This window comes from Streptomyces sp. 135 (genome assembly GCF_020026305.1).
Taxonomy (GTDB): Bacteria; Actinomycetota; Actinomycetes; order Streptomycetales; family Streptomycetaceae; genus Streptomyces.
Genome location: NZ_CP075691.1, coordinates 1606209 through 1627529, shown reverse-complemented (window position 1 = coordinate 1627529; position 21321 = coordinate 1606209). Strand labels below are relative to the sequence as shown.

Below are 21321 nucleotides of genomic sequence, written 5' to 3'. Positions count from 1 at the left end.
TCCTTAACCTCGACTGGGCCCCGCCACGCCTTTTCCCGACTGGGCCCCGCCACCCCTTCTCGACTGGGCCCCGCCTCCCCACTTCGCATTCTCGAACACCTGAACGTGAGATCCCGCCCCGTGACCGCAAGGCAGCCGAGAACGGCGCTCTTCACCGTCGCCGCCGTCCTCGCCCTGGCCGCCGCCCTGCTCCTCGCGCAGCTGGCCCGCGCCGACGCCGCCCCCGCCTCAGCGGGCACCGCGCGCCTGGCCGCGCTCGCCGAGGACGTCACCGCCGCCGACGGCCACCGCTACGACGCGCGGGACCACACCGGCCGCACCATGGACGCCGCGCAGATCGAACAGGCCCAGGACGGCACCTACCTCGCCGTCTACCACACGCTGCTCGCCGACGGCCGCTTCCACGCCGCCGTCGCCACCTCCACCGACCTGCGGCACTGGCAGCGCCGCCACGACTTCGGGCCCGGCACCCACCAGGCCTCGCTCGCGCACGACGGTCGCGGTGGCTATGTCCTCGCGTACGAGAAGGACCCGCGCAACCACATCGCGGTACGGGCGTACGCCGGTCCGGCGGCGCTGCTCGACGGCCGCGCCGACCGGGCCTTCGACGCGCCCCTCACCCTCTCCCGCTGTGCCGAGGGCACCCCGAGCATCACCGCCGTGCGCGGCGCGACCATCCGGCTCACGGGGCACTACCGCGCGGGCTGTGACACCGACCGCCAGCTGCGCGCCACCCTCACCGGCTTCCGGCACTGGCACGCCGAGCCCGACCGGCGGCTCGACCGCGCCGTGCGGATCTGGGGCAACGGCGGCAACATCGGCGACCGGGCGCCCGTGGAGCTCGGCGGGCAGCGCGTGGTGCTCGTCGAGGGACAGGGGCGGCGGGGTGACTTCGGCAGCTGGGGCACTTACGCGTACGACCCCACCAGCGGCCGGGCGGACCGCCTCCACATCCGTACGCACGGCGGCAGCCGCGCCTTCGCCAACCCCTCCGCGACCCTCCTGACCGATCCGCGGGGCCGCCCGGCCCTGCTCGTCAGCCTCTTCGTCCCGAGTGAGGGTTCCGCCCCCGGCGAGGCCGGGCAGCTGCTGTACTGGCACAGGCTGTAGCAACGGGGCGGAACCGTTTGGCGAACATGCGTAGGGTGCAGAAAACCCGTCAGGGTTGAGAGTGGACCGGCGCGCTGAAGGGAGCCGAGGCGATGGACGAGCACAAGGAGACCCTCCGGGTGGGCTCGGCCGTGCGGCGGCGGCGCCGCCGGCTGGAGCTCACCCTTGCCGTCGTCGCCGAGCGCAGCGGCCTGTCGGTGCCCTTCCTCAGCCAGATCGAGAACGAACGCGCCCGGCCCAGCAGACGCTCCCTGCAGCGCGTCGCGGACGCGCTGCGCACCACCGACGTGGAGCTGCTCGCCGCTGCCGACCCGGCCCGCACCGTCGAGGTGGTGCGTGCCGGAGACGACACGGACCTGGCCGGTTCGACGCCCGACGCGCGCGTGCGGGAACTGGCGCGCGGCCACCATCAACTGCACGTCCTCGAATTCATCGGGGACCACGACGCGGGCCGCGAGTTCCAGCACCGCAACGACGAGTTGATGTACATCGTCGAGGGCGCCGTCGAGATGGAGGCCGAGGGCCGCGCCTACCGCCTCGGGCGCGGCGACAGCCTCTTCCTCACCGGCGGGGTCCGCCACCGCTGGCGGGCCACGGTGGCGGACACGCGGGTGCTGGTGGTCGCCGTGGGGGACCACATCGAGGCGGTGGACGACGGAGGGCGCTGACATGCCGCGCGCCCGGACCGCGCCCAGGACCCCGCCGCGGGTCGTCTCCCTGGTGCCCTCGCTCACCGAGGCGGTCGCCGTGACCGTGCCGGGCGCGCTGGTCGGGGCCACCGACTGGTGCAGCCATCCGGGGGACCTCGACGTCACCAGGGTGGGTGGGACGAAGAACCCCGACGTGCCCCGGATCATCGCCCTCGCGCCCGACCTGGTGATCGCCAACGAGGAGGAGAACCGCGCCCCCGACCTGGCCGCGCTGCGGGCGGCGGGCATCGAGGTCCTCGTCACCGAGGTGCGCACGCTGGACCAGGCCTTCCGCGAGCTGCGCCGGGTCCTCGCCGCGTGCGGGTCGGCACAGCCGCGCTGGCTGGACGAGGCGCGGGCCGCGTGGTCGGACCCGCCCCGCCCCGCGCTCAGGCCGCGGGCGGCGATCCCGATCTGGCGGCGGCCGTGGATGGTGCTCGGCCGCGACACGTTCGCGGGCGACCTGCTCGCGCGCATGGGCGTCGACAACGCGTACGCCGCGCACGCCGAGCGCTACCCCCGCGTCCCCCTGGAAGACCTGCGCTCGGCCGGCCTGGACCTGGTGGTCCTGCCCGACGAGCCGTACCGCTTCACCCCTGACGACGGCCCCGAGGCGTTCGGGCCGGGTATGCCGGTGGCGCTGGTCAGCGGCCGACACCTCACCTGGTACGGGCCGTCGCTGACCGAGGCCCCGGCGGTGCTGGGCGCGGCGCTGCGAGAAGCCTGCCGGTGACGGTGCCGCGCAGGGTGTGGGCCGACGCCAGGGCCCAGGCGGCCACCAGGAAGGCGTAGAGGCCGGCCGCCAGCCAGTCGAAGGCCGCAAGGCCCGTGTGGGCACCGAGGCCCTCGGCGCCCGTCACGCAGGTGCCGACCGGGAAGGTGAAGGCCCACCAGGTCATCGTGAAGCCCATGCCACCGCGCCGGGCGCGCCGCACCATGGCGGTCGCGAGCGCCAGCCACAGCAGCGCGAAGCCCATGACGGGTACGCCGTAGAGCACGGCGAAGGCGAGGAAACCCTGGTCGAACGGGGCGGGCACGACGCCGGGCGCGGCGTCCGCGAACTTGTTGGCGGCCGTCGTCGACTGGCCCAGCGGGCCGAGCACCAAGAAGAGCGTGGGCGTGAGCGCCAGGGGCAGCGGGCCCGCGGTCACCAGGCGGGCGAAGACCACCGGCAGCATCACCAGGGTGGCGAGCAGGCTCAGGCCGAACATCGCGCAGCAGGCGTACAGCATCGTCTGCTGCGCCTGGCCCGAGGGCAGGTGCGGCAGCAGCAGCGGGCCGACGGCCGCCGACACCATCGGGGCCACCACGGGCAGCAGCCACACGGGCGAGGCCTGGTCGGCGGTGATGCGGTGCCGGACCACCATCAGGTACGGGACGGCGACCGCGCCGGCGAGCCCGATCGCGGTGCCGACGATGAACAGCACGGCGCCGATCCCCACGGCGGCACCGGTGCCCGTCCAGTCCTCGCCCACGCTCAGCGTGCCGCCGCCGACCGCGAGCAGCGCCATCGACAGGCAGCCGTAGAAGGGCGCGACCGCCGGGTCGAGGAGGTGGGCGCGAGCCTGGTCGCGGTGGTGGATCCAGTGCGCGGCGCGAGCGGTGAGCAGCACGGCGAGCATCAGGAAGGAGAGCGCCCAGACGGTGGTGCAGGCGGTACGCAACCCCGTGACCTGGTACGGGAGCGTGGCACCGGCGTTGGCGACGACGGCGGTGCCCATGACGGACGCGTACCAGTTCGGGCCGAGGTGGCGCACCGCGGGGAGGCGGGTGCGGGGGGTGGCGGCGGCAGTGGCCAGGGGGGCGGGGTGGGCGGCGGTGACCATGGGTTCCACGGTCGTACGGGGGCGGGGAGGCCACCAGGGAGTACCTTCCTATGGGGGCATAAGCTGGATTTATGAGCCGCCGTCCCGCTTCCTCCGTTCCCTCACCCATACCGGCATCCGGCCCGGCGGATGTGCCGGTGCCGCTCGCGCACCGCGTGCCCGACCTCGGCGCGCTCCAGCTGCTGCTGGCCGTGGCCCGGCTCGGCAGCCTCGGGCGGGCCGCACGGGAGCTGGGCATCACCCAGCCCGCGGCGAGCAGCAGGGTCCGCGCCATGGAGCGGCAGCTGGGCGTCGCACTCGTCGACCGGTCACCGCGCGGCTCGCGCCTCACGGACGCCGGGGCCCTCGTCACCGACTGGGCGGGGCGGATCGTGGAGGCGGCGGAGGCCTTCGACGCGGGGGCGCAGGCGCTGCGGGACCGGCGGGACTCGCGGCTGCGGGTCGCGGCGAGCATGACGATCGCCGAATATCTGCTGCCGGGCTGGCTGATCGCCCTGCGGACCCAGCGGCCCGACACGGCGGTCTCGCTGCTGGCGGGCAACTCCGCGGCCGTGGCGGCCCGGCTGCTCACCGGCGAGGCGGACCTCGGCTTCGTCGAGGGGCTCACCGTGCCCGGCGGCCTCGACGGCGTGGTCATCGCCCACGACCGCCTGGTCGTCGTGACGGCACCGGGGCACCCTTGGGCGCGACGCGGGAAACCCCTCGGCGCGGCGGAGCTGGCCGCGACCCCGCTGATCCTGCGCGAGGAGGGGTCGGGCACCCGGCAGGTCCTCGACGCGGCACTCGGCGGCCTCGCCCGCCCGCTGATCGAACTGTCCTCCACGACGGCGGTCAAGGCGTCGGCCGTCAGCGGCGCGGGCCCCTCGGTCCTGAGCGAACTCGCGGTGGGGGAGGAGCTGGCGGCGCGGCGCCTGGTGGAGATCCCGCTGGCGGAGGTCCGGCTGCGCAGGGAGCTGCGGGCGGTCTGGCCGACGGGACATCGCCCCGCGGGGCCGGGACGGGATCTGCTGGCGCTGACGCGGGGTGGGTCGGGCGTCGGGGGCCGACGGACCTGAGCGCGTCCGGATTCACACCCGAGCGGCGCACAAACAAACTGTTCACAACGAACAGTTGACTGCATGTCGTGTGTCCACGCATGCTGGACGCATGTCGCCCCACCCTGAACAGCCGCACCCTGAACAGCCGGGGTCCGAACAGTCCCGGTCCGCCGACCCACGACCCGCCGACCCCTTCACACCGCCCCACCCCGACCAGGCTCGCGCCCAGCGCGTGTACGCCTCGCTGACGCGCATCGCCGAGCGGCACGCGGCCGACGACGAGCAGCGCGAGCGCCAGATCCACCCCACCGCCCTCGGCCCCCACGAAGCCGTGCGGCTCGTGTCGTTCCTGCTCAGCGGCGCCGCGAAGCCCGTCGCCGGCGAGCCGGCGGTGGACCACGCCGACATCACCGCGGCCCTCACGCTCCTGCCGCTGGTCAGAGGCGAATTGGACGAGCTGGAGACGGGCCTCCTCCAGATGGCCCGCGGGCGTGGCATGACCTGGCCGGACATCGCCTTCGGGCTCGGCCTCGGCACCCCGCAGGCGGCCCGGCAGCGGTATGAGCGGCTGGCGTCGCGGACGGCGGCCGGGGCGGAGTAGGGCGTGCCGCCGCCCACGCGTAAATCCGTGGCGGCCGCTCCGCGTCCCGCCCACCATGGGGGACATGAACCCGTCCGCACCCCCGGCCACCGGCGTCCGCACGCCTTGGCGTCAACTCCCCGTGTACGTACGGGAGGGGGTGGAGGACGCCCTCGGCGCGCCCGTGACCGAAGCGGTGACGCAGCACGGTGGGTTCTCGCCGGGTGTCGCCGCCCGGGTGCGGCTCGCCGACGGGCGGCGGGCCTTCGTGAAGGCCGTCAGTGCCGAGGCCAACCCCGGCAGCCCCGCCCTGCACCGCGCCGAGGCCAGGAACGCCGCCGCCTTGCCGGACTCCGTGCCCGCGCCCCGGCTCCTCGCCTCCTACGATGACGGGGCCTGGGTCGCGCTCGCCTTCGAGGACATCGACGGGCGCCAGCCCCGAGTGCCCTGGGACGTCGGCGAATTGAGGAGCGTACTGGACGCCGTGGACCGCCTCTCGCGGGTCCTGACGCCCGCGCCGGTCGAGGCGCCGTCCGTCATCGAGGCGGTGGCGCGCCCCTTCCGCGGGTGGCAGCGGCTGGTCGAGAGCGGCGCGCAGGACGACGGCAGGCTCGACCCGTGGGTCCGCCGCAACCTGCCCGCTCTCGCCGAACTCGCCGCCCCCTGGCCGGAGTTCGCCGTCGGCGACACCCTCGCCCACGGTGACCTCCGCGCCGACAACATGCTGATCACGGCCGGCGGAGGCCGGGTCGTCTTCGTCGACTGGCCGCATGCCCTGCGTGCCGCGCCCTGGTTCGATCTGCTCCTCATGCTGCCGTGCGTGCGGGCGCAGGGCGGCCCCGACCCCGAGGACGTGTTCACCGCCCAACGGGTGGGCCGGGCGGCGGACCCGAGGGGCGTGACCGCGGTGCTGGCGGGCGTCGCCGGATTCTTCGTAAGGGGGTCCCTGCAGCCGGATCCGCCCGGTCTGCCGACCCTGCGCGCCTTCCAGGCCGCCCAAGGCGCGGCCGCCGTCGACTGGCTCAGGAAGCGGCTCGGACCAGCGCTGCCATGACGCGGGTGTCCTCGCCCATTTCCGGGTGCCACTGCACGCCCAACGCCCAGGCGGGGGAGGGCAGTTCGATGGCCTCGGGGGTGCCGTCCTCCGCGTACGCCGATACCGCGAGCCCCTTGCCGAGGCGGTCCACGGCCTGGTGGTGGTAGGTCGGCACGTCCGTGGAGGCGTCCGGCACGATCGACTCGTACAGCGTGCCCGGCACCGGCTTCACGACGTGCGTGCCGAAGACGCCCGGTGCCACCGTGTGCCCGTCCATGTGCTGGACCAGCGTCCCGCCGAGCGCCACGTTCAGCAGCTGCATGCCCCGGCAGATGCCGAGCAGCGGTGTGCCCGACGCCAACGCGGCCTCGATGAGGGCGAGTTCCCAGGCGTCCCGCTCCCGCGCGGGCGGCCCCGTGTGCTCCTCCGGCTCCGTGCCGTACCGCACGGGCTCGACGTCGGGCCCACCCGAGATGACCACGCCGTCAAGACGGGCGACGACGGACGCCGCGTACGAAGGGTCGTCCGGCGGCAGCAGCGCGGCGATGCCGCCCGCCCGCTGCACCAGGCGCGGATATCCGGCCGGCAGCAAGACCGAGGGCAGCTCCCACACCCGCCAGGTCGCCTTCTCCTCCAGGTAGGTACTGATACCGATCAGTGGCCTGCCGCTCACCGCGTTCTCCCTCACCGTGCTCCTGTCCGTGGTCATCAGTCGCGTGCCAACTCCGCCTCGGCGGCCGCCAGTGCCGCGAACTCCTCCTCCGGCGCACGCGCCACCAGGTGCTTGCGGCTGTACATCCCGAAGTACGCGATCGCGACCACGTACACCGCGAGCGCGATGAGCGCCGCCGTCACGTCCACCAGGAACGTCGCGACCAGCGCCGCACAGGCGAGGACCAGCGCGACCGACGACGTGAGGACACCGCCGGGAGTACGGTACGGCCGCTCCAGGCCCGGCTCGCGGCGGCGCAGCACGATGTGCGAGAGCGACATCAGGGCGTACGAGATGGTGGCGCCGAACACCGCGACGTTCAGCATGCGCGCCCCGTCCCCGGTCGCCGCGGCGAGCCCGAAGCCGATCGCGCCCGGGACGAGCAGGCCGAGGTAAGGGGCCTTGCGGCTGCTGGTGAGGGAGAGGAAGCGGGGGAGGTAGCCGGCGCGGGAGAGCGCGAAGAGCTGGCGCGAGCCCGCGTAGATGAGCGAGAAGAAGGACGCGACGAGGCCGGCCAGGCCCGCGTAGTTGACGACGCGGCTGAGCGCCGTCGCCTCGCCGTCCGGCTGCAGGGCCTCCACCAGGGGGTTGCCCGCGTCCTGGAGCGCGTTCGCGCCGCGCGCGCCCGCCGAGGCGAAGAACGTGAGGAGCGCGAGTACGACCAGGATGGCCATCGACCAGCGGATCGCCCGTGGCAGCGTGCGCGCCGGGTCCTTGGTCTCCTCGGCCGCCAGCGGCACGCCCTCGACGCCGAGGAAGAACCACATGCCGAACGGGAACGCCGCCCAGATGCCCAACAGGCCCATCGGCAGCCAGGAGTTGGCGCCGAACGCGTCCGCCTCCACAGGGATGTCGTTCAGCTTCGACGCGTCGAAGTCCATGAACGCGCCGACCGCGAAGACCAGCAGCGCCGCCACCGCGATGCCGGTCACGACGAAGCTGAAGCGCAGCGCCTCGCCGACGCCCCACAGGTGGATGCCGATGAAGACGACGAAGCAGGCGAGGTAGACCGGCCAGCCCGAGGTGAGGCCGAACAGGCCGAGCGACTCGACGTAGTCGCCGATGAAGATGGAGATCGCGGCCGGGGCGAGGACGTACTCGATGAGGATGGCGGTTCCGGTGAGGAAGCCGCCCCACGGGCCGAGCGCGCGGCGCGCGAAGCCGTAGCCGCCGCCCGCGGTCGGCAGCACGGAGGAGAGTTCGGCGAGCGAGAAGACCATGCACGCGTACATCACGCCCATGAGGGCCATCGCTATGGCGAGGCCGCCGAAACCGCCCTCGGCCAGGCCGAAGTTCCAGCCCGAGTAGTCGCCTGAGACGACGTACGCGACGCCGAGGCCGGTCAGGAGCAGCCAGCCCGCGCTGCCCCGGCGGAGCGTCCTGCGCTCCAGATAGTCGTCCGCCGGTTCGGCGGGGCTCGGACTGCTGGACTCCACGGTCATGGCACGGCTCCTTCGTGGGGGCGGCACTGCGGGGCAGCGGCTTGGCGGCGGGGCGACTCAATGGAACGGATCCATACCTTTGCCGTGCCGGGGGTGAGAAAGCAAGACCCGTGCGTTACGCCGCGGTTAATCACGCCTCACGTCAGAAAGCCCCGCAGCAGCGCCGCCGTCCCCGCGCAGTGCTCCCGCATCATCTCCCGCGCCCCGTCCGCGTCCCCGTCGAGCACCGCCTCGACGAGCGCCGTGTGCTGGCGCTGCGAATGCTCCAGGTTCCGCACCAGCAGCGGAATGCAGTCCAGGAGGTCGTTCACCGTCGCGCGGACCGCCGCGTACTGCGCAGTCAGCGACGGCGAACCGCACAGCTCGGCGAGGGTGAGGTGCAGCAGCGTGTCCAGGCGGCGGTACTCCGACAGAGGCGCGTCATGGGTGTGCGCGAGCGCCGCCCGCAGCCGGTCCGCCTGCTCACCGGTGAGACCGTGCGCCGCGCAGAGCCCGGCCGCGCCCACCTCGAGGACCTCGCGGAAGCGCAGCGCGTCCTCCACGTCGACGTCCTTGATGCGGCGCCGCAGCTCGTCCTCGCCCGGCGCCTCGGGGCGCGGGCGCACGAACGTGCCGCCGTAGCGGCCGCGCCGCGACTCGACCAGGCCCTGGTCCGTCAGGACCTTCAGGACCTCGCGCAGCGTGACCCGGCTGATGCCGAGACGGTCGGCCAACTCCCGCTCAGACGGCAGCCGTTCGCCGCCCGGCACCAGACCGAGGCGGACCACCTGGAGGATCTGCTCCAGGGCCTCCTCGAAGCCGTTGCCCGCCCGCACCGGACGCAGTACCGGAGTAAGCCGGTCGTCGTCGTGTGCGGCGGGCCGCCCGCCCTGTGTCATGCCCTCTTCCGGGCCCTCGCCCGGGCCCTCTTCCGAGTGCGACATGTCCGTACCCCCTTCCCAAGCAAAGGTTCTCCGCAATACCTTATGGCTCCCGGCTGACCCAAGGAGGCTTTTCCCGTGGCAGACCGCACACCCCCGCTCGCCGTCCAGGAGCTGACGGCCCTGGTCGCGAGCGGCGAGATCGACACTGTCGTCCTGGCCTTCCCCGATATGCAGGGGCGGCTCCAGGGCAAGCGGTTCGCCGCCCGCTTCTTCCTCGACGAGGTCCTCGAACACGGCACGGAGGGCTGCAACTACCTCCTCGCCGTCGACCCGGAGATGAACACCGTCGACGGATACGCGATGTCCTCCTGGGACCGCGGCTACGGCGACTTCGCCATGCACGCCGACCTCACCACCCTGCGCCGCGTCCCCTGGAACGAGGGCACCGCGATGCTGATCGCCGACCTCGCCTGGAGCGACGGCTCACCCGTGGTCGCGGCTCCCCGGCAGATCCTCCGCCGCCAGCTGGAGCGCCTCGCCGAGCTGGGCTACACCGCCCACGTCGGCACCGAGCTGGAATTCATCGTCTTCAAGGACACCTACGAGCAGGCCTGGGACGCCGGGTACAAGGACCTCACCCCGGCCAACCAGTACAACATCGACTACTCCGTCCTCGGCACCGGCCGCATCGAGCCGCTCCTGCGCCGCATCCGCAACGACATGACCACCGCCGGTCTGGTCGTCGAGTCCGCCAAGGGCGAGTGCAACCCCGGCCAGCACGAGATCGTGTTCCGCTACGACGAGGCCCTCGTCACCTGCGACCAGCACGCCATCTACAAGACCGGCGCCAAGGAGATCGCGGCCCAGGAAGGCGTCTCGCTCACCTTCATGGCCAAGTTCAACGAGCGCGAGGGCAACTCCTGCCACATCCACCTCTCGCTCCAGGACGCCGACGGCAACAACGCCATGCGGGGCTCCCAGGACGACCCGGGCGGCATGTCGCCCCTCATGCGGCACTTCCTCGCCGGACAGCTCGCCGCGCTGCGCGAGTTCTCCCTGCTCTACGCGCCCCACATCAACTCCTACAAGCGGTTCGTGCCCGGCTCCTTCGCGCCGACCGCCGCCGCGTGGGGCTACGACAACCGCACCTGCGCCCTGCGCGTCGTCGGCCACGGTCGCTCCCTGCGCTTCGAGAACCGGCTGCCCGGCGGCGACGTCAATCCGTATCTCGCCGTCGCGGGCCTGGTCGCCGCCGGTCTGTACGGCATAGAGCAGAAGCTCGAACTGCCGGACGAGTGCACCGGCAACGCCTACACCGGCGACTACGAGCACGTCCCCACCACCCTGCGGGAGGCCGCCGAGCTGTGGGAGAACAGCGCCATCGCCAAGGCCGCCTTCGGTGACGAGGTGGTCGCGCACTACCGCAACATGGCGCGGGTCGAGCTGGACGCCTTCGACTCCGCGGTGACCGACTGGGAGCTCCGCCGCTCCTTCGAACGCATGTGAGGCACCCTTGCTTGAGGTCCTGAAACTCGACGTACTGAACCCGGCGACCGAAGAGGTCGTCGCGACCGTCCCCGCCGCCACCCCGCAGGACGTCGACGCCGCCGTCGCCCGTGCCGCACGGGCGCAGGAGGAGTGGGCCGCGGTCGCCCCCGCCGACCGGGCCCGGCTGCTGCGCCGCTTCGCCGCCCAGGTCGACGACCACCTCGAAGAGCTGGCCCAGCTGGAGGTGCGCGAGGCCGGTCACCTCATCGGCAACGCCCGCTGGGAGGCGGGCAACGTCCGCGACCTGCTCGATTTCTCCGCCGGGGGAGTCGAACGGCTCAGCGGCCGGCAGATCCCCGTACCCGGCGGCCTGAACGTCACCCTCCTGGAGCCCCTCGGGGTCGTCGGCGTCATCGCCCCCTGGAACTTCCCGATGCCGATCGCCGCCTGGGGCACGGCGCCCGCCCTCGCCGCGGGCAACGCGGTGATCCTCAAGCCGGCCGAGACGACACCGCTCACCGCGCTCCGCCTCGCCGAACTCGCCCTGGCGGCGGGCCTGCCCGAAGGCCTCTTCCAGGTCCTGCCCGGCGAGGGCGCCGTCGCGGGCAACGCGCTCGTCGAGCACCCCGGCGTCGCCAAGATCGTGTTCACCGGCTCCACCCGCGTCGGCAAGCAGATCATGGCCAAGTGCGCCGACCGGGTGAAGCGACTCACCCTCGAACTCGGCGGCAAGAGCCCCAACATCGTCTTCGCCGACGCCGACGTGGAGGCGGCCGCCCTCGCCACCCCCATGTCGTACCTGGACAACTCGGGCCAGGACTGCTGCGCCCGCACGCGCGTCCTCGTGCAGCGTTCCGTGTACGACCGCTTCCTGGAGACCGTGGCGCCCGCGATCGAGTCCGTCGTCGTGGGCGACCCGGCCGACGAGAAGACCCAGATGGGTCCGCTGATCTCCAGGGCCCAGCTGGACCGCGTCCGCTCCTTCGTCACCCCCGGCGACGGCATCCACGGCACGGCTCCCGAGGGCCCCGGCTTCTGGTTCCCGCCGACGCTGCTCACCGATGTCGACCCGGACGCCCCGGTGGCCGCCGAGGAGGTCTTCGGACCCGTCGCCGTCGTCATCCCCTTCGAGGACGAGGCCGACGCGGTCCGGCTCGCCAACGCCACCGAGTACGGCCTGTCCGGCTCGATCTGGACCCGGGACGTGGGCCGCGCGCTGCGCGTCTCCCAGGCCATCAGGGCCGGCAACCTCTCCGTCAACTCGCACTCCAGCGTCCGCTACTGGACCCCCTTCGGCGGCTACAAACAGTCCGGACTCGGACGCGAACTCGGCCCCGACGCCCTGCACGCCTTCACGGAAACCAAGAACGTCTTCATCAGCACGGAAGGTCCCGCACAGTGACTGAGCAGAACATCTGCCGCCGCCTCGTCGGCCGTACCGCCGTCATCACCGGCGCCGGCAGCGGCATCGGCCTCGCCACCGCGCGCCGCCTCGCCTCCGAGGGCGCCAACGTCGTCTGCGGCGACATCGACGAGCGGGCGGGCAAGCAGGCCGCCGAAGAGGTCGGCGGGACCTTCGTGAAGGTCGACGTCACCGATGCCGAGGAGGTCGAGGCGCTCTTCAAGACGGCCTTCGACACCTACGGCTCCGTCGACATCGCCTTCAACAACGCGGGCATCTCGCCGCCCGACGACGACTCCATCCTGGACACCGGCCTGGAGGCCTGGAAGCGCGTCCAGGAGGTCAACCTCACCTCCGTCTACCTCTGCTGCAAGGCCGCCATCCCCTACATGCGCCGCCAGGGCAAGGGCTCGATCATCAACACCGCCTCCTTCGTGGCCCGGATGGGCGCCGCGACCTCGCAGATCTCCTACACCGCGTCCAAGGGCGGCGTCCTCGCCATGTCCCGCGAGCTGGGCGTCCAGTTCGCCCGCGAGGGCATCCGCGTCAACGCCCTGTGCCCCGGCCCGGTCAACACCCCGCTGCTCCAGGAACTGTTCGCCAAGGACCCCGAGCGCGCCGCCCGCCGCCTCGTGCACATCCCCGTGGGCCGCTTCGCGGAGGCCGACGAGATGGCCGCCGCGGTGGCGTTCCTCGCCAGCGACGACTCCTCCTTCGTGAACGCGACGGACTTCCTCGTCGACGGCGGCATCTCCGGCGCGTACGTCACCCCGGTGTAGCCCCCGGCCGCAGCCCCCGCAGTTCACCCAGCAGCCACCCACAGGTCAGCCGGGCGTCGCGCGACGCCCGGCTGACCTGCGTAAACACGGGAGTGTGTTCGTGAACTTCAAGCGCCGCGCCGTCGCGGCCGCAGCCGTACTCGCCGTCGCCTCAGCCGGTCTCGCCGCCGTCCAGGCCACCGCCGAAGCCACTCAGCCCGAACCCCACGCGCGGCCCGCGGCCTGCCCCGACCTGACCGTCTCGCGAGGCTGGCACGGCGAGAACGAGGCGCGTCTCCAGCGCCTGATCGACACGTACGGCCACTGCGGCCCCCGGAGCGAGCAGGGCGGCGCCCGGCCCGTCGCCGTCTTCGACTGGGACAACACCGTCATCAAGAACGACGTCGGTGACGCCACCATGTTCTGGCTGCTGCGCCACGGCAAGATACGTACGCCCCGGAACGGCGACTGGCACACCACCAGCCGCTACCTCACCGACCCGGCCGCGAAGTCCCTGGCCGAGGCCTGCCCGGCCACCGGCACCACCCTGCCCACGCACCGCGACACCGCCCGGGGCGCCGCCTGCGCCGACGAGATCCTCTCCGTCTACGGCGAGGGCACCACGACCGGCGGCAAGGCGGCCTTCGACGGCTTCGACCACCGCCGCATGGAGCCGCAGTACGCCTGGCTCGCCCAGCTCACCCGCGGCTGGTCCACCCACCAGGTCAAGCGGTTCGCGGCCGCCGCCCGCGCGGAGAACCTCGCCGCGCCCATCGGCACGGAACAGCGGGTCGGCACCGGCGAGGTCACCGGCTGGGTCCGCTACTACGACCAGCAGCGCGACCTCATCCGCACCCTGAAGAAGGCCGGCTTCGACGTGTACGTCGTCTCCGCGTCCCCCGAGCCGGTCGCCGAGGTCTGGTCCGAGAGCGTCGGCGTCGACCGCCGCCACACCATCGGCATCCGCAACGTCACCGCACACGGCCGGCACACCGCCCACCTCAAGGGCTGCGGCACCGTCGAGGACGGCGACGACTCGATGATCACGTACATCGACGGCAAGCGCTGCTGGATCAACCAGGAGATCTACGGCGTGCACGGCGCCGCCGCCGAGAAGGTCCGACCGGCGGCGAAGCGGCAGGTGTTCGCCGCGGGCGACTCCGACACCGACATCTCCTTCCTGCGCGACGCCACCGCCCTGCGGCTCGTCCTGAACCGCAACAAGGACGAAGTGATGTGCCGCGCGTACGACAACGGCGACCGCCGCTGGCTGATCAACCCCATGTTCATCGAGCCCAAGGGCGAGAAGACCGGCCCGTACCCGTGCGCCACCACCGGCTACATCGAACGCAACGGCGACGTGGGCCCGGTGCGCCGCGCCGACGGCTCCGTGATCCCCGACCAGAAGGACACGGTCCACGCGGCCGCACGGACTCCGTGATCCCGCGCGATCCCACCGGCACGCGTCGTCAGACCATCAGAAAGAATGTACGGTCCACTCACATGCGTAACAGAAACACTTTGGCGCTGACCCTGGCCGCTGCCGCCACGCTGGCGGCCGTACCGGCAGCTCTCCCCGCGACCGCCGCCACGGCCGCCGACTCTCCCGCTGCCGCCGCGCATTGCCCGCAGCTGTCGAAGAAGCTCGCCTGGCACGGTGACAACCGCGCCAAGCTCCAGCGGATGATCGACGAGCGCGGCCGCTGCTCGAACCCCCACCTCGGACACGGCCAGAAGCGCCCGGTCGCCGCCTTCGACTGGGACAACACCGTCGCCAAGAACGACGTCACCGACGCGACCATCGCCTGGTCCCTGCGGCACGACAAGATCCTGCGCCCCAAGAGCTGGAAGTCCACCAGCAAGTGGATGACGGACGAGGCGGACCGCGCCCTCACCGAGGCCTGCGGCACCGACGTGCCCGTCGGCAAGCCCCTGCCGACCTCCAAGAACACCGCCTGCGCCGACGAGATCTTCGAGGTCCGCGAGGACGGGAAGACCATGAGCGGCGCCGCCGCGTTCGCGGGTGAGTGGGACCACCGCCACACCGTCCCGCAGTACGCCTGGGTGCCGCAGCTCTTCGCCGGGCACACCGTCCCCGAACTGGAGTCGTACGCCGCGAAGGCCCGCAAGGAGGCGCTCGCCGCCCCCGTCGGCGCCACCCAGACCGTCGGCACCCACGAACTCCCCGGCTACGTCCGCTACTACGACCAGCAGCGCGACCTGATCCGCACCCTCAAGAAGGCCGGGTTCGACGTCTACATCGTCTCGGCGGGCTCCGAGCCGGTCGCCGAGGTGTGGTCCAAGAGCGTCGGCATCGACCGCGCGCACACCATCGCCATCCGCTCCGTCCTGGACCGCAAGGGCCGCATCACCACCTGGAACCAGGGCTGCGGCGGCGTCCCCGTCAACAAGGGCGAGGCCATCCCGTACATCGACGGGAAGCGCTGCTTCATCAACCAGGAGATCTTCAAGATCAAGGGCAAGTCGGCCTGGGAGAAGCAGGACTGGGACCACCGCATCGCGCTCGGCGGCGGTGACGCCGACACGGACGTGACGTTCGTCGGCGACGCCACCGGCGCGCACCTCGTGCTGAACCGCAACAAGAGCGAGTTCATGTGCCGCGCGTACGACAACGCCGACGGCCGCTGGGTCGTGAACCCGATGTTCATCGAGCCGATGCCGCAGAAGAGCGGCACGTACCCGTGCTCGACCGCCGCGTACAACGAACACGACGGCCGCAAGGGCCCGGTGCTCCACGACGACGGCTCGGTCGTGCCCGACCAGCGGGATTCGGTGTACTGACCCGCGGACCACGTCCTAGAGTGCCGGGATGAGCATGACACCTCCGCCCGGCTGGTACCCCGACCCGAACCAGCCCGCCGTCGAGCGCTGGTGGGACGGGGCCGCCTGGACCGAGCACCGGCGCACCCCCGGGAACGCCCAAGCGGCCCCGGCGCCGCAGGGCTTCGGCCCGGCACCGGACCCGGCGGCGACCGCGGTCATCGCGTCGGCGTCCTCGTCCGGCGGCGGCCGAGCGAAGATCATCGCGCTCGCCGCCGCCGGAGCCGTCCTCGTCGCGTCGATCGTCACGGGCGTCGTCGTGCTCGGCAAGGACGACGGCGACCCTCGGGGTGGCGGCCCCGCGCCGCGCCGATCGGCCACCACCGCCCCGGAGCCGACCGCCACGAAGTCGGCATCGGCATCCCCGGCGGCCGACCCGAACGTCCTCGTCGACGACCTCAACGGCGTCACGATCCCCATCATCGACGGCTGGGAGAAGGCCGAGGGCGCCGTCCACGACGTGCCGACCCTCCAGACACCGGACACCTTCGACTGCCCGGGCGACCCGGGCATGTGCCGCTACGGCGAGGTCACCTCGCACACCGTGACCTCCACCGACGAGACGTCCCCCAAGGCGCTGGCCAGAGGCGACATCAAGGACGCGACCGACAGCGTCTACGGCAAGGACGTCCTCGACAACGAGCACTACGGCGGCGTGACCGGCCACCAGAAGGTCAAGGAAGGCACGGTCGCCGTCGCGGGCCGCAGCGGCTACTACGTCCGCTGGAAGGTGCGGACCGGCAAGGGAGCCGGAGGACACGTGCAGTCCGTGGCCTTCAAGTCCAGCGTCGGCTCCGAACCGATGGTCATCGTCCGCCTCTCCATCGACATCGCCGAGGACGCGCCGCCCCTCAGCGACATGGACCGCATCGTCAAGGGCATCCGGTCGTCCGGGGACAGCGCCACGGGCGGCGGCGTCGGCGAGGACGTCGGCGCGACGCCGTGACGATCCGGCGGGATCACAGGAAGGTGCGGCCCTCGCCCCGGTACGTCGGCACGCTCCCCGTCACCCGGTCACCCTCCACCAGGTGCAGCGCGTCGAACCGTTCGCACAGCTCCCCGGCCTTCGCGTGCCGGAACCACACCTTGTCGCCGATCCGCAGATCGTCCGCCGGGAGCCCGTGCAGCGGCGTCTGCACCTCGCCCGCGCCCTCCTGCGGGTCGTACCGCAGCCCCTCCGGGAGATACGGCACCGGTGAGCGGTCGGGGCCCGCGACCCCCGACGCCGGATAGCCGCCGCCCAGCACCGTCACGGTCCCGGGGCCGGGCCTGCGCACCACGGGCTGCGCGAAGAGCGCGGCCGGACGCCCGCTGAACGACGTGTAGTTGTCGAAGAGCCGCGGCACGAAAAGCCCCGACCCGGCGGCGATCTCCGTCACCGCGCGCTCGGCCGCGGTGTGCTGCACGCTGCCCGTCCCGCCGCCGTTCACGAACTCCAGGTCCGGCGCGACCGCCCGCACGGCGGCGATCGTCCGCGCCCGGCGCTCCGCCAGCTCCTTGCGGGCCGCGGCCTGCATCAGCCGGATCGCCCGCGAGCGCGCCGCGTGCCCCTCGACCGCGTCGCCCACCCCCGCGACATGGCCTTCGTACGCCATGACGCCGACGAGACGGAAGCCGGGCCGCCGGGCGATGGCCCGGGCCAGGGCGGCCACCTGCGCGGGGGAGTGCAGTGGTGACCGCAGCGCGCCGATCCGCACCTTGCCGCCCAGCGGCCGGAAGGAGGTGTCCAACTCCAGGCAGACCCGCACCTCTTCCTTCCCGCCGCCCCTGGCCTCGTCGATCAGCCGCAGCTGCGCCGGGTCGTCGACCATCACGGTCACGGCCGCCGCGAGCTTGGGATCGGCGCTCAGCTCGGCGAAACCGGCGCGGTCGGCGGAAGGGTAGGCGAGCAGGACGTCGTCGAAGCCGGAGCGGGCGAGCCACAGCGACTCGGCGAGCGTGAAGGACATGACCCCGGCGAAGCCCTCGCGTGCCAGGGCCCGCTCCAGCAGGGCCCGGCAGCGCACGGACTTGCTGGCGACGCGGATCGGCTTGCCCTTGGCCCGGCGTACGAGATCGTCGGCGTTGGCGTCGAAGGCGGCCAGGTCGACGATCGCGAGGGGCGCGTCGAGGTGTGCGGTGGCCCGGTCGTAACGGGCCCTGTCTGCGGCACGGTCTGCGGCACGGGCAGTCATGGCCGAAGCCTGCCAGACACGATTACCCGAGGGTAGGGGGATGATCCGGGCAGATCGCCCGGGGCCGTGGACTGGGTTCCCGCGCGCCCCGCGTCTGCCCGTAGAGTGACGCGCACGGAGCCTCGCCGGGCCGAGCGTTCCGGCAGCCGGAGCGCGAGGAGACGGGGGAGCATGGGCACGGAGGCGGGACGCACCCCGATTCCCCCGCGCCCCACCGTGCCACCCCGCCCCACGACCCCACCGGACGAGCCCCCTCCGCCCCCGTCCGCCCGCTTCCCCGACGTCCGCCCCCCGGTCGACGACGACTGGCTCCTGACCGCCCCACGCCCGCCGGCCGGGCGGCCGGACGCGGATGTGGCCGCAGGGTCGATCGGGATGGGCGTGGATGTCGCCGTGGGTGGCAGGAGCGTGGATGCCGTGGCGGTCGAGGCCCGTGGGGGTGTCGCTGCGGGTGGCACGAGTGTGGCTGCCGTGGTGGTCGAGGTCTGCGGGGATGTTGCTGTGGGTGGCAGGAGCGTGGATGCCGTCGCGGTCAACGCCTGCGAGGGTGTCGCTGTGGGTGGCAGGAGCGTGGATGCCGTCGCGGTCAACGCCCGCGGGGACGCCGACGTGGTTGGCACCAGCATGGACTCCGATGCGACCGCCACCGGCGTGAACGCCGACGCGGCCCATCCCGGCACCGACACCGAGGCCCTCGACCGGGCGTCCCGCGTGGAAGAGCTCCTGGCCCCGTTCACCGAGGCCGCCCGCAGCCGAGGCCTGGCGTCCTCGCGCCGGGAAGATGTGTCCGCCGTGCGGGATGGCGCCCCAGACCTGCCCGACCGCGACGCGTCCGCCCCGCACGAAGATCCCCCAGCCCTACGGGACGACAACGCCGCCACCCCGAACTCGTCCGCCAGGCAGGCCGCCCCCGAGGCACCCCCCAAGCCGAGCGGCCGGGCCACCGAGTCGGCCGCGGCGGAGGCGGCCACCGGGGAGGTCACGGGCTCCGTCACCGGCGCGGCCCGCACCGCTCCCCGCGCCCCGACCTCCGCCGGTAGCGACGCCCCGCCGCCCCGCCCCCGCCTCTGCCCGGCTCCCCGACGCCCCGCCCGCGGCCACGGGCTCCCTGCGTGTCCTCGACGTGGACGACGCGCCGGAGGGGTCCGCCGGGGCCCGGCCGCCCCCGGTCCGGGACACGGCGCCCGAGCAGACCACCACCCGGCCGCGCCCCACCGCCGACGACGCGCCGCCGGTCAAGGGCACCGTCGACCTGACGCCGGGGCCCGGCGCCGGGCGGCCCTTCGTGTCCTTCGCGCGGCCCGCCCTGTACGACGACACCACCACCCGGTTGCGCCCCGTCGGCGCCTGGGTCCGACCCCGCGCGGCCGCCGCCGCGGCCTGTGCCGTCCTCGGGCTCGGCCTCATCGGCGGCGCGGTGACCGGCAGTTGGCTGACCGGCGAGTCATCGGCCACCGGCTCCACCCGCAGCGCGTACGCGGTCACCGGCGAGCTCTGGCACAGCGTCCCCGTCGACCGGCTCCTCCCGCCCATCCTCAAGGGCGAGGGCGCGGGCCCCGGCGGCGCCGACCGCTCCTGGACCCGGGTCGCCGTCGCCCCGGACAGCACCTGCGAGGCCGCCTTCGACCCGCTGCTGAGCAAGGCCCTCGCGCCGGCCGGCTGCCTGCGGCTGGTCCGCGCCACGTACACCGACGCGACCCGCAGCCACGTCACCACCGTGGGACTGCTGTTCACCAAGGCGGACGCCGACGGCATGCGCGCCCTGCGGAACCGTTTCACGGAAGAGGGCCTGGACCGGCGCCCCGACCTGATGCCCCGCACGTACCCGGCCAAGGACACCGTCGCCGAGGACTTCGGGGACGCCCAGCGCGCCTCCTGGACCATGTCCGTGCTGCCGGACGCGCCCGTCGTCGCGTACGCCGTGTCCGGGTTCGCCGACGGCCGCGCCGTCACGGACCCCGAGCCCGCCCCCGAGGCGATGGGCAGCAACACCGCCTCGGCGCCCGCGCAGTCCGGCCTCGGTCACGAGGCGAAGGGCATCGCCGACCGCGTCGAGCGGGGCCTGCGCAAGACCATCGCCCGAGCGGAGGAGGCCTGATGAGGCCCCGCGGGACCCGCCGCCCCCTCGTCGCCGCCGCACTCGCCGCCACGCTGGCCCTCGCCCCCGCCACCACGGCACATGCCGACGACGGCATCCGCGCCCAGCAGTGGGCCCTGGACACCATGCGCACCGGCGAGGCCTGGCAGACCACCAAGGGCAGGGGCATTACCGTCGCCGTCCTCGACACCGGCATCGACGCCCAGCACCCGGACCTCGTCGGCAACGTCCTCGAGGGCAAGGACATGGTCGGCTTCGGCGCCCGCCGCGGCGACCGCCCCTGGGCCCGCCACGGCACCGCCATGGCCGGCATCATCGCGGGCCACGGACACGGCATCGGCCGCGGCGACGGCGTGCTCGGCATCGCGCCCGAGGCGAAGATCCTGCCGATCCGCGTGATCCTCGAAGACGGCGACCCCGCCCGCAAGAAGGCCCGCAACACCCGCGGCAACGCGCTCGCCGAAGGCATCCGCTGGGCCGCCGACCACGGAGCCGACGTCATCAACCTCTCCCTCGGCGACGACTCGAAGTCCGCCCACCCCGAACCCGCCGAGGACGCCGCGGTCCAGTACGCCCTGAAGAAGGGCGTCGCCGTCGTCGCCTCCGCGGGCAACGGCGGCGAGCGCGGCGACCACGTCTCCTACCCGGCCGCCTACCCCGGCGTCATCGCCGCGACGGCCGTCGACGAGAACGGCGCCCGCGCCCCCTTCTCCACCCGCCGGTGGTACGCCACCGTCGCCGCGCCCGGCGACGACATCGTCATCGCCGACCCCGACCGCAAGTACTACGAGGGCTGGGGCACCAGCGCCGCCTCCGCCTTCGTCTCCGGCGCCGTCGCCCTGATCCGCGCCGCCCACCCCCGCCTCACCCCCGCGCAGATCAAGCAGCTCCTGGAGGACACCGCCCGCGACGCCCCGCCGGGCGGACGCGACGACTCCCGAGGCTTCGGCCTCATCGACCCGGTCGCCGCCCTGGACCGCGCGGGCAGGCTCAGGACGGGCAAGCCGGCGACGGCGGTGTACGGCGAGAAGTACTTCGGCCGGGGGCCCGACGCGCGCCAGGGCGACGACGGGCCCGCCGGCTGGGCGGGCCCGGTGGCGGGCGGCCTCGGCGTGGCCCTGCTCGCCGCGGCGGTCTCGCTCTGGCGGGGCAGGCGCGTCCCGCCGGAAGGACGCGGCACGGGCCCTCTGTAGGGTCGACACCGTGGCGAACACGGCGAACACGGCGAACACGGCCAAGACGGCCAAGACGGTGAGCATGGCGAG

At 73.4% G+C, this 21321-nt stretch carries 19 protein-coding genes; 14 read left to right on the top strand and 5 right to left on the bottom strand.

From position 1 onward, the window contains the following. Nucleotides 1-120 precede the first annotated feature (120 nt). The 3 genes from KKZ08_RS07280 to KKZ08_RS07270 all read left to right on the top strand — a co-directional run bounded on the left by KKZ08_RS07280 (nt 121) and on the right by KKZ08_RS07270 (nt 2532). A complete protein-coding gene (locus KKZ08_RS07280) occupies nt 121-1110 on the top strand; it encodes a hypothetical protein (protein ID WP_223773655.1) in 990 nt (329 codons plus the stop codon). 92 nt (nt 1111-1202) lie between these two features. Continuing rightward, nucleotides 1203-1778 carry a cupin domain-containing protein gene (locus KKZ08_RS07275; protein ID WP_223773654.1) on the top strand — a complete coding sequence of 192 codons (576 nt, stop codon included), beginning with the start codon at nt 1203-1205 and terminating at the stop codon, nt 1776-1778. 1 nt (nt 1779) lies between these two features. Continuing rightward, nucleotides 1780-2532 (top strand): helical backbone metal receptor, encoded by a 753-nt coding sequence (locus tag KKZ08_RS07270; protein WP_223773653.1) that lies wholly within the window; start codon nt 1780-1782, stop codon nt 2530-2532. Here the strand turns inward: KKZ08_RS07270 and KKZ08_RS07265 are convergent. Then, the gene (locus KKZ08_RS07265) at nt 2459-3625 is read right to left on the bottom strand and encodes a TDT family transporter (protein ID WP_223773652.1); all 1167 of its coding nucleotides are present in this window, start codon (nt 3623-3625) and stop codon (nt 2459-2461) included. The genes KKZ08_RS07270 and KKZ08_RS07265 overlap by 74 nt on opposite strands. Before the next feature lie 71 nt (nt 3626-3696). Between KKZ08_RS07265 and KKZ08_RS07260 the strand changes: the two genes are divergently transcribed. The 3 genes from KKZ08_RS07260 (at nt 3697) to KKZ08_RS07250 (ending at nt 6296) form a co-directional block, all read left to right on the top strand. Continuing rightward, nucleotides 3697-4680, top strand: coding sequence for a LysR family transcriptional regulator (locus tag KKZ08_RS07260; protein ID WP_223773651.1), 984 nt, complete (start codon nt 3697-3699; stop codon nt 4678-4680). Nucleotides 4681-4771: 91 nt separating this feature from the next. Further along, nucleotides 4772-5263 carry a DNA-binding protein gene (locus tag KKZ08_RS07255; RefSeq protein WP_223773650.1) on the top strand — a complete coding sequence of 164 codons (492 nt, stop codon included), beginning with the start codon at nt 4772-4774 and terminating at the stop codon, nt 5261-5263. Nucleotides 5264-5327: 64 nt separating this feature from the next. Then, on the top strand, nt 5328-6296 hold the full coding sequence (locus KKZ08_RS07250) for a phosphotransferase (RefSeq protein WP_223773649.1): 969 nt from the start codon (nt 5328-5330) through the stop codon (nt 6294-6296). Here KKZ08_RS07250 and KKZ08_RS07245 read toward each other — a convergent pair. The 3 genes from KKZ08_RS07245 to KKZ08_RS07235 form a co-directional block, all read right to left on the bottom strand. Beyond that, nucleotides 6265-6987 carry a gamma-glutamyl-gamma-aminobutyrate hydrolase family protein gene (locus KKZ08_RS07245; protein WP_223773648.1) on the bottom strand — a complete coding sequence of 241 codons (723 nt, stop codon included), beginning with the start codon at nt 6985-6987 and terminating at the stop codon, nt 6265-6267. The two genes, KKZ08_RS07250 and KKZ08_RS07245, sit on opposite strands and share 32 nt — an antisense overlap. Beyond that, on the bottom strand, nt 6987-8432 hold the full coding sequence (gene eat, locus KKZ08_RS07240) for an ethanolamine permease (protein ID WP_223773647.1): 1446 nt from the start codon (nt 8430-8432) through the stop codon (nt 6987-6989). Before eat ends, KKZ08_RS07245 begins: the two co-directional genes overlap by 1 nt. Nucleotides 8433-8569: 137 nt before the next feature. Continuing rightward, the gene (locus tag KKZ08_RS07235) at nt 8570-9310 is read right to left on the bottom strand and encodes an FCD domain-containing protein (protein WP_223778942.1); all 741 of its coding nucleotides are present in this window, start codon (nt 9308-9310) and stop codon (nt 8570-8572) included. A 120-nt stretch (nt 9311-9430) separates the two neighbouring features. On the opposite strand from KKZ08_RS07235, the gene KKZ08_RS07230 reads away from it, so the two are divergent. The 6 genes from KKZ08_RS07230 to KKZ08_RS07205 all read left to right on the top strand — a co-directional run bounded on the left by KKZ08_RS07230 (nt 9431) and on the right by KKZ08_RS07205 (nt 16730). Continuing rightward, nucleotides 9431-10801, top strand: a complete 1371-nt coding sequence (locus tag KKZ08_RS07230) for a glutamine synthetase family protein (protein ID WP_223773646.1) — start codon at nt 9431-9433, stop codon at nt 10799-10801. 7 nt (nt 10802-10808) lie between these two features. After that, the gene (locus tag KKZ08_RS07225; RefSeq protein ID WP_223773645.1) at nt 10809-12185 is read left to right on the top strand and encodes an aldehyde dehydrogenase family protein; all 1377 of its coding nucleotides are present in this window, start codon (nt 10809-10811) and stop codon (nt 12183-12185) included. Further along, nucleotides 12182-12964 carry a 3-oxoacyl-ACP reductase gene (locus tag KKZ08_RS07220; protein WP_223773644.1) on the top strand — a complete coding sequence of 261 codons (783 nt, stop codon included), beginning with the start codon at nt 12182-12184 and terminating at the stop codon, nt 12962-12964. Before KKZ08_RS07225 ends, KKZ08_RS07220 begins: the two co-directional genes overlap by 4 nt. A 100-nt stretch (nt 12965-13064) precedes the next feature. Further along, entirely contained in the window at nt 13065-14384 is a 1320-nt protein-coding gene (locus tag KKZ08_RS07215; protein ID WP_223773643.1) for a haloacid dehalogenase-like hydrolase, read from the top strand. A gap of 62 nt (nt 14385-14446) precedes the next feature. Beyond that, the gene (locus tag KKZ08_RS07210; protein ID WP_223773642.1) at nt 14447-15745 is read left to right on the top strand and encodes a haloacid dehalogenase-like hydrolase; all 1299 of its coding nucleotides are present in this window, start codon (nt 14447-14449) and stop codon (nt 15743-15745) included. Between the two features lie 28 nt (nt 15746-15773). Further along, nucleotides 15774-16730 carry a DUF2510 domain-containing protein gene (locus KKZ08_RS07205; protein WP_223773641.1) on the top strand — a complete coding sequence of 319 codons (957 nt, stop codon included), beginning with the start codon at nt 15774-15776 and terminating at the stop codon, nt 16728-16730. A gap of 13 nt (nt 16731-16743) precedes the next feature. Here the strand turns inward: KKZ08_RS07205 and KKZ08_RS07200 are convergent, their stop codons facing one another. Next, nucleotides 16744-17958: an amino acid deaminase/aldolase gene (locus KKZ08_RS07200; RefSeq protein WP_223773640.1), complete on the bottom strand. Its 1215-nt coding sequence runs from the start codon at nt 17956-17958 to the stop codon at nt 16744-16746. 1123 nt (nt 17959-19081) lie between these two features. On the opposite strand from KKZ08_RS07200, the gene KKZ08_RS07190 reads away from it, so the two are divergent. Then, nucleotides 19082-20056 (top strand): hypothetical protein, encoded by a 975-nt coding sequence (locus tag KKZ08_RS07190; RefSeq protein WP_223773639.1) that lies wholly within the window; start codon nt 19082-19084, stop codon nt 20054-20056. Next, entirely contained in the window at nt 20056-21249 is a 1194-nt protein-coding gene (mycP, locus tag KKZ08_RS07185) for a type VII secretion-associated serine protease mycosin (protein ID WP_223778941.1), read from the top strand. Before KKZ08_RS07190 ends, mycP begins: the two co-directional genes overlap by 1 nt. Nucleotides 21250-21321 lie beyond the last annotated feature (72 nt).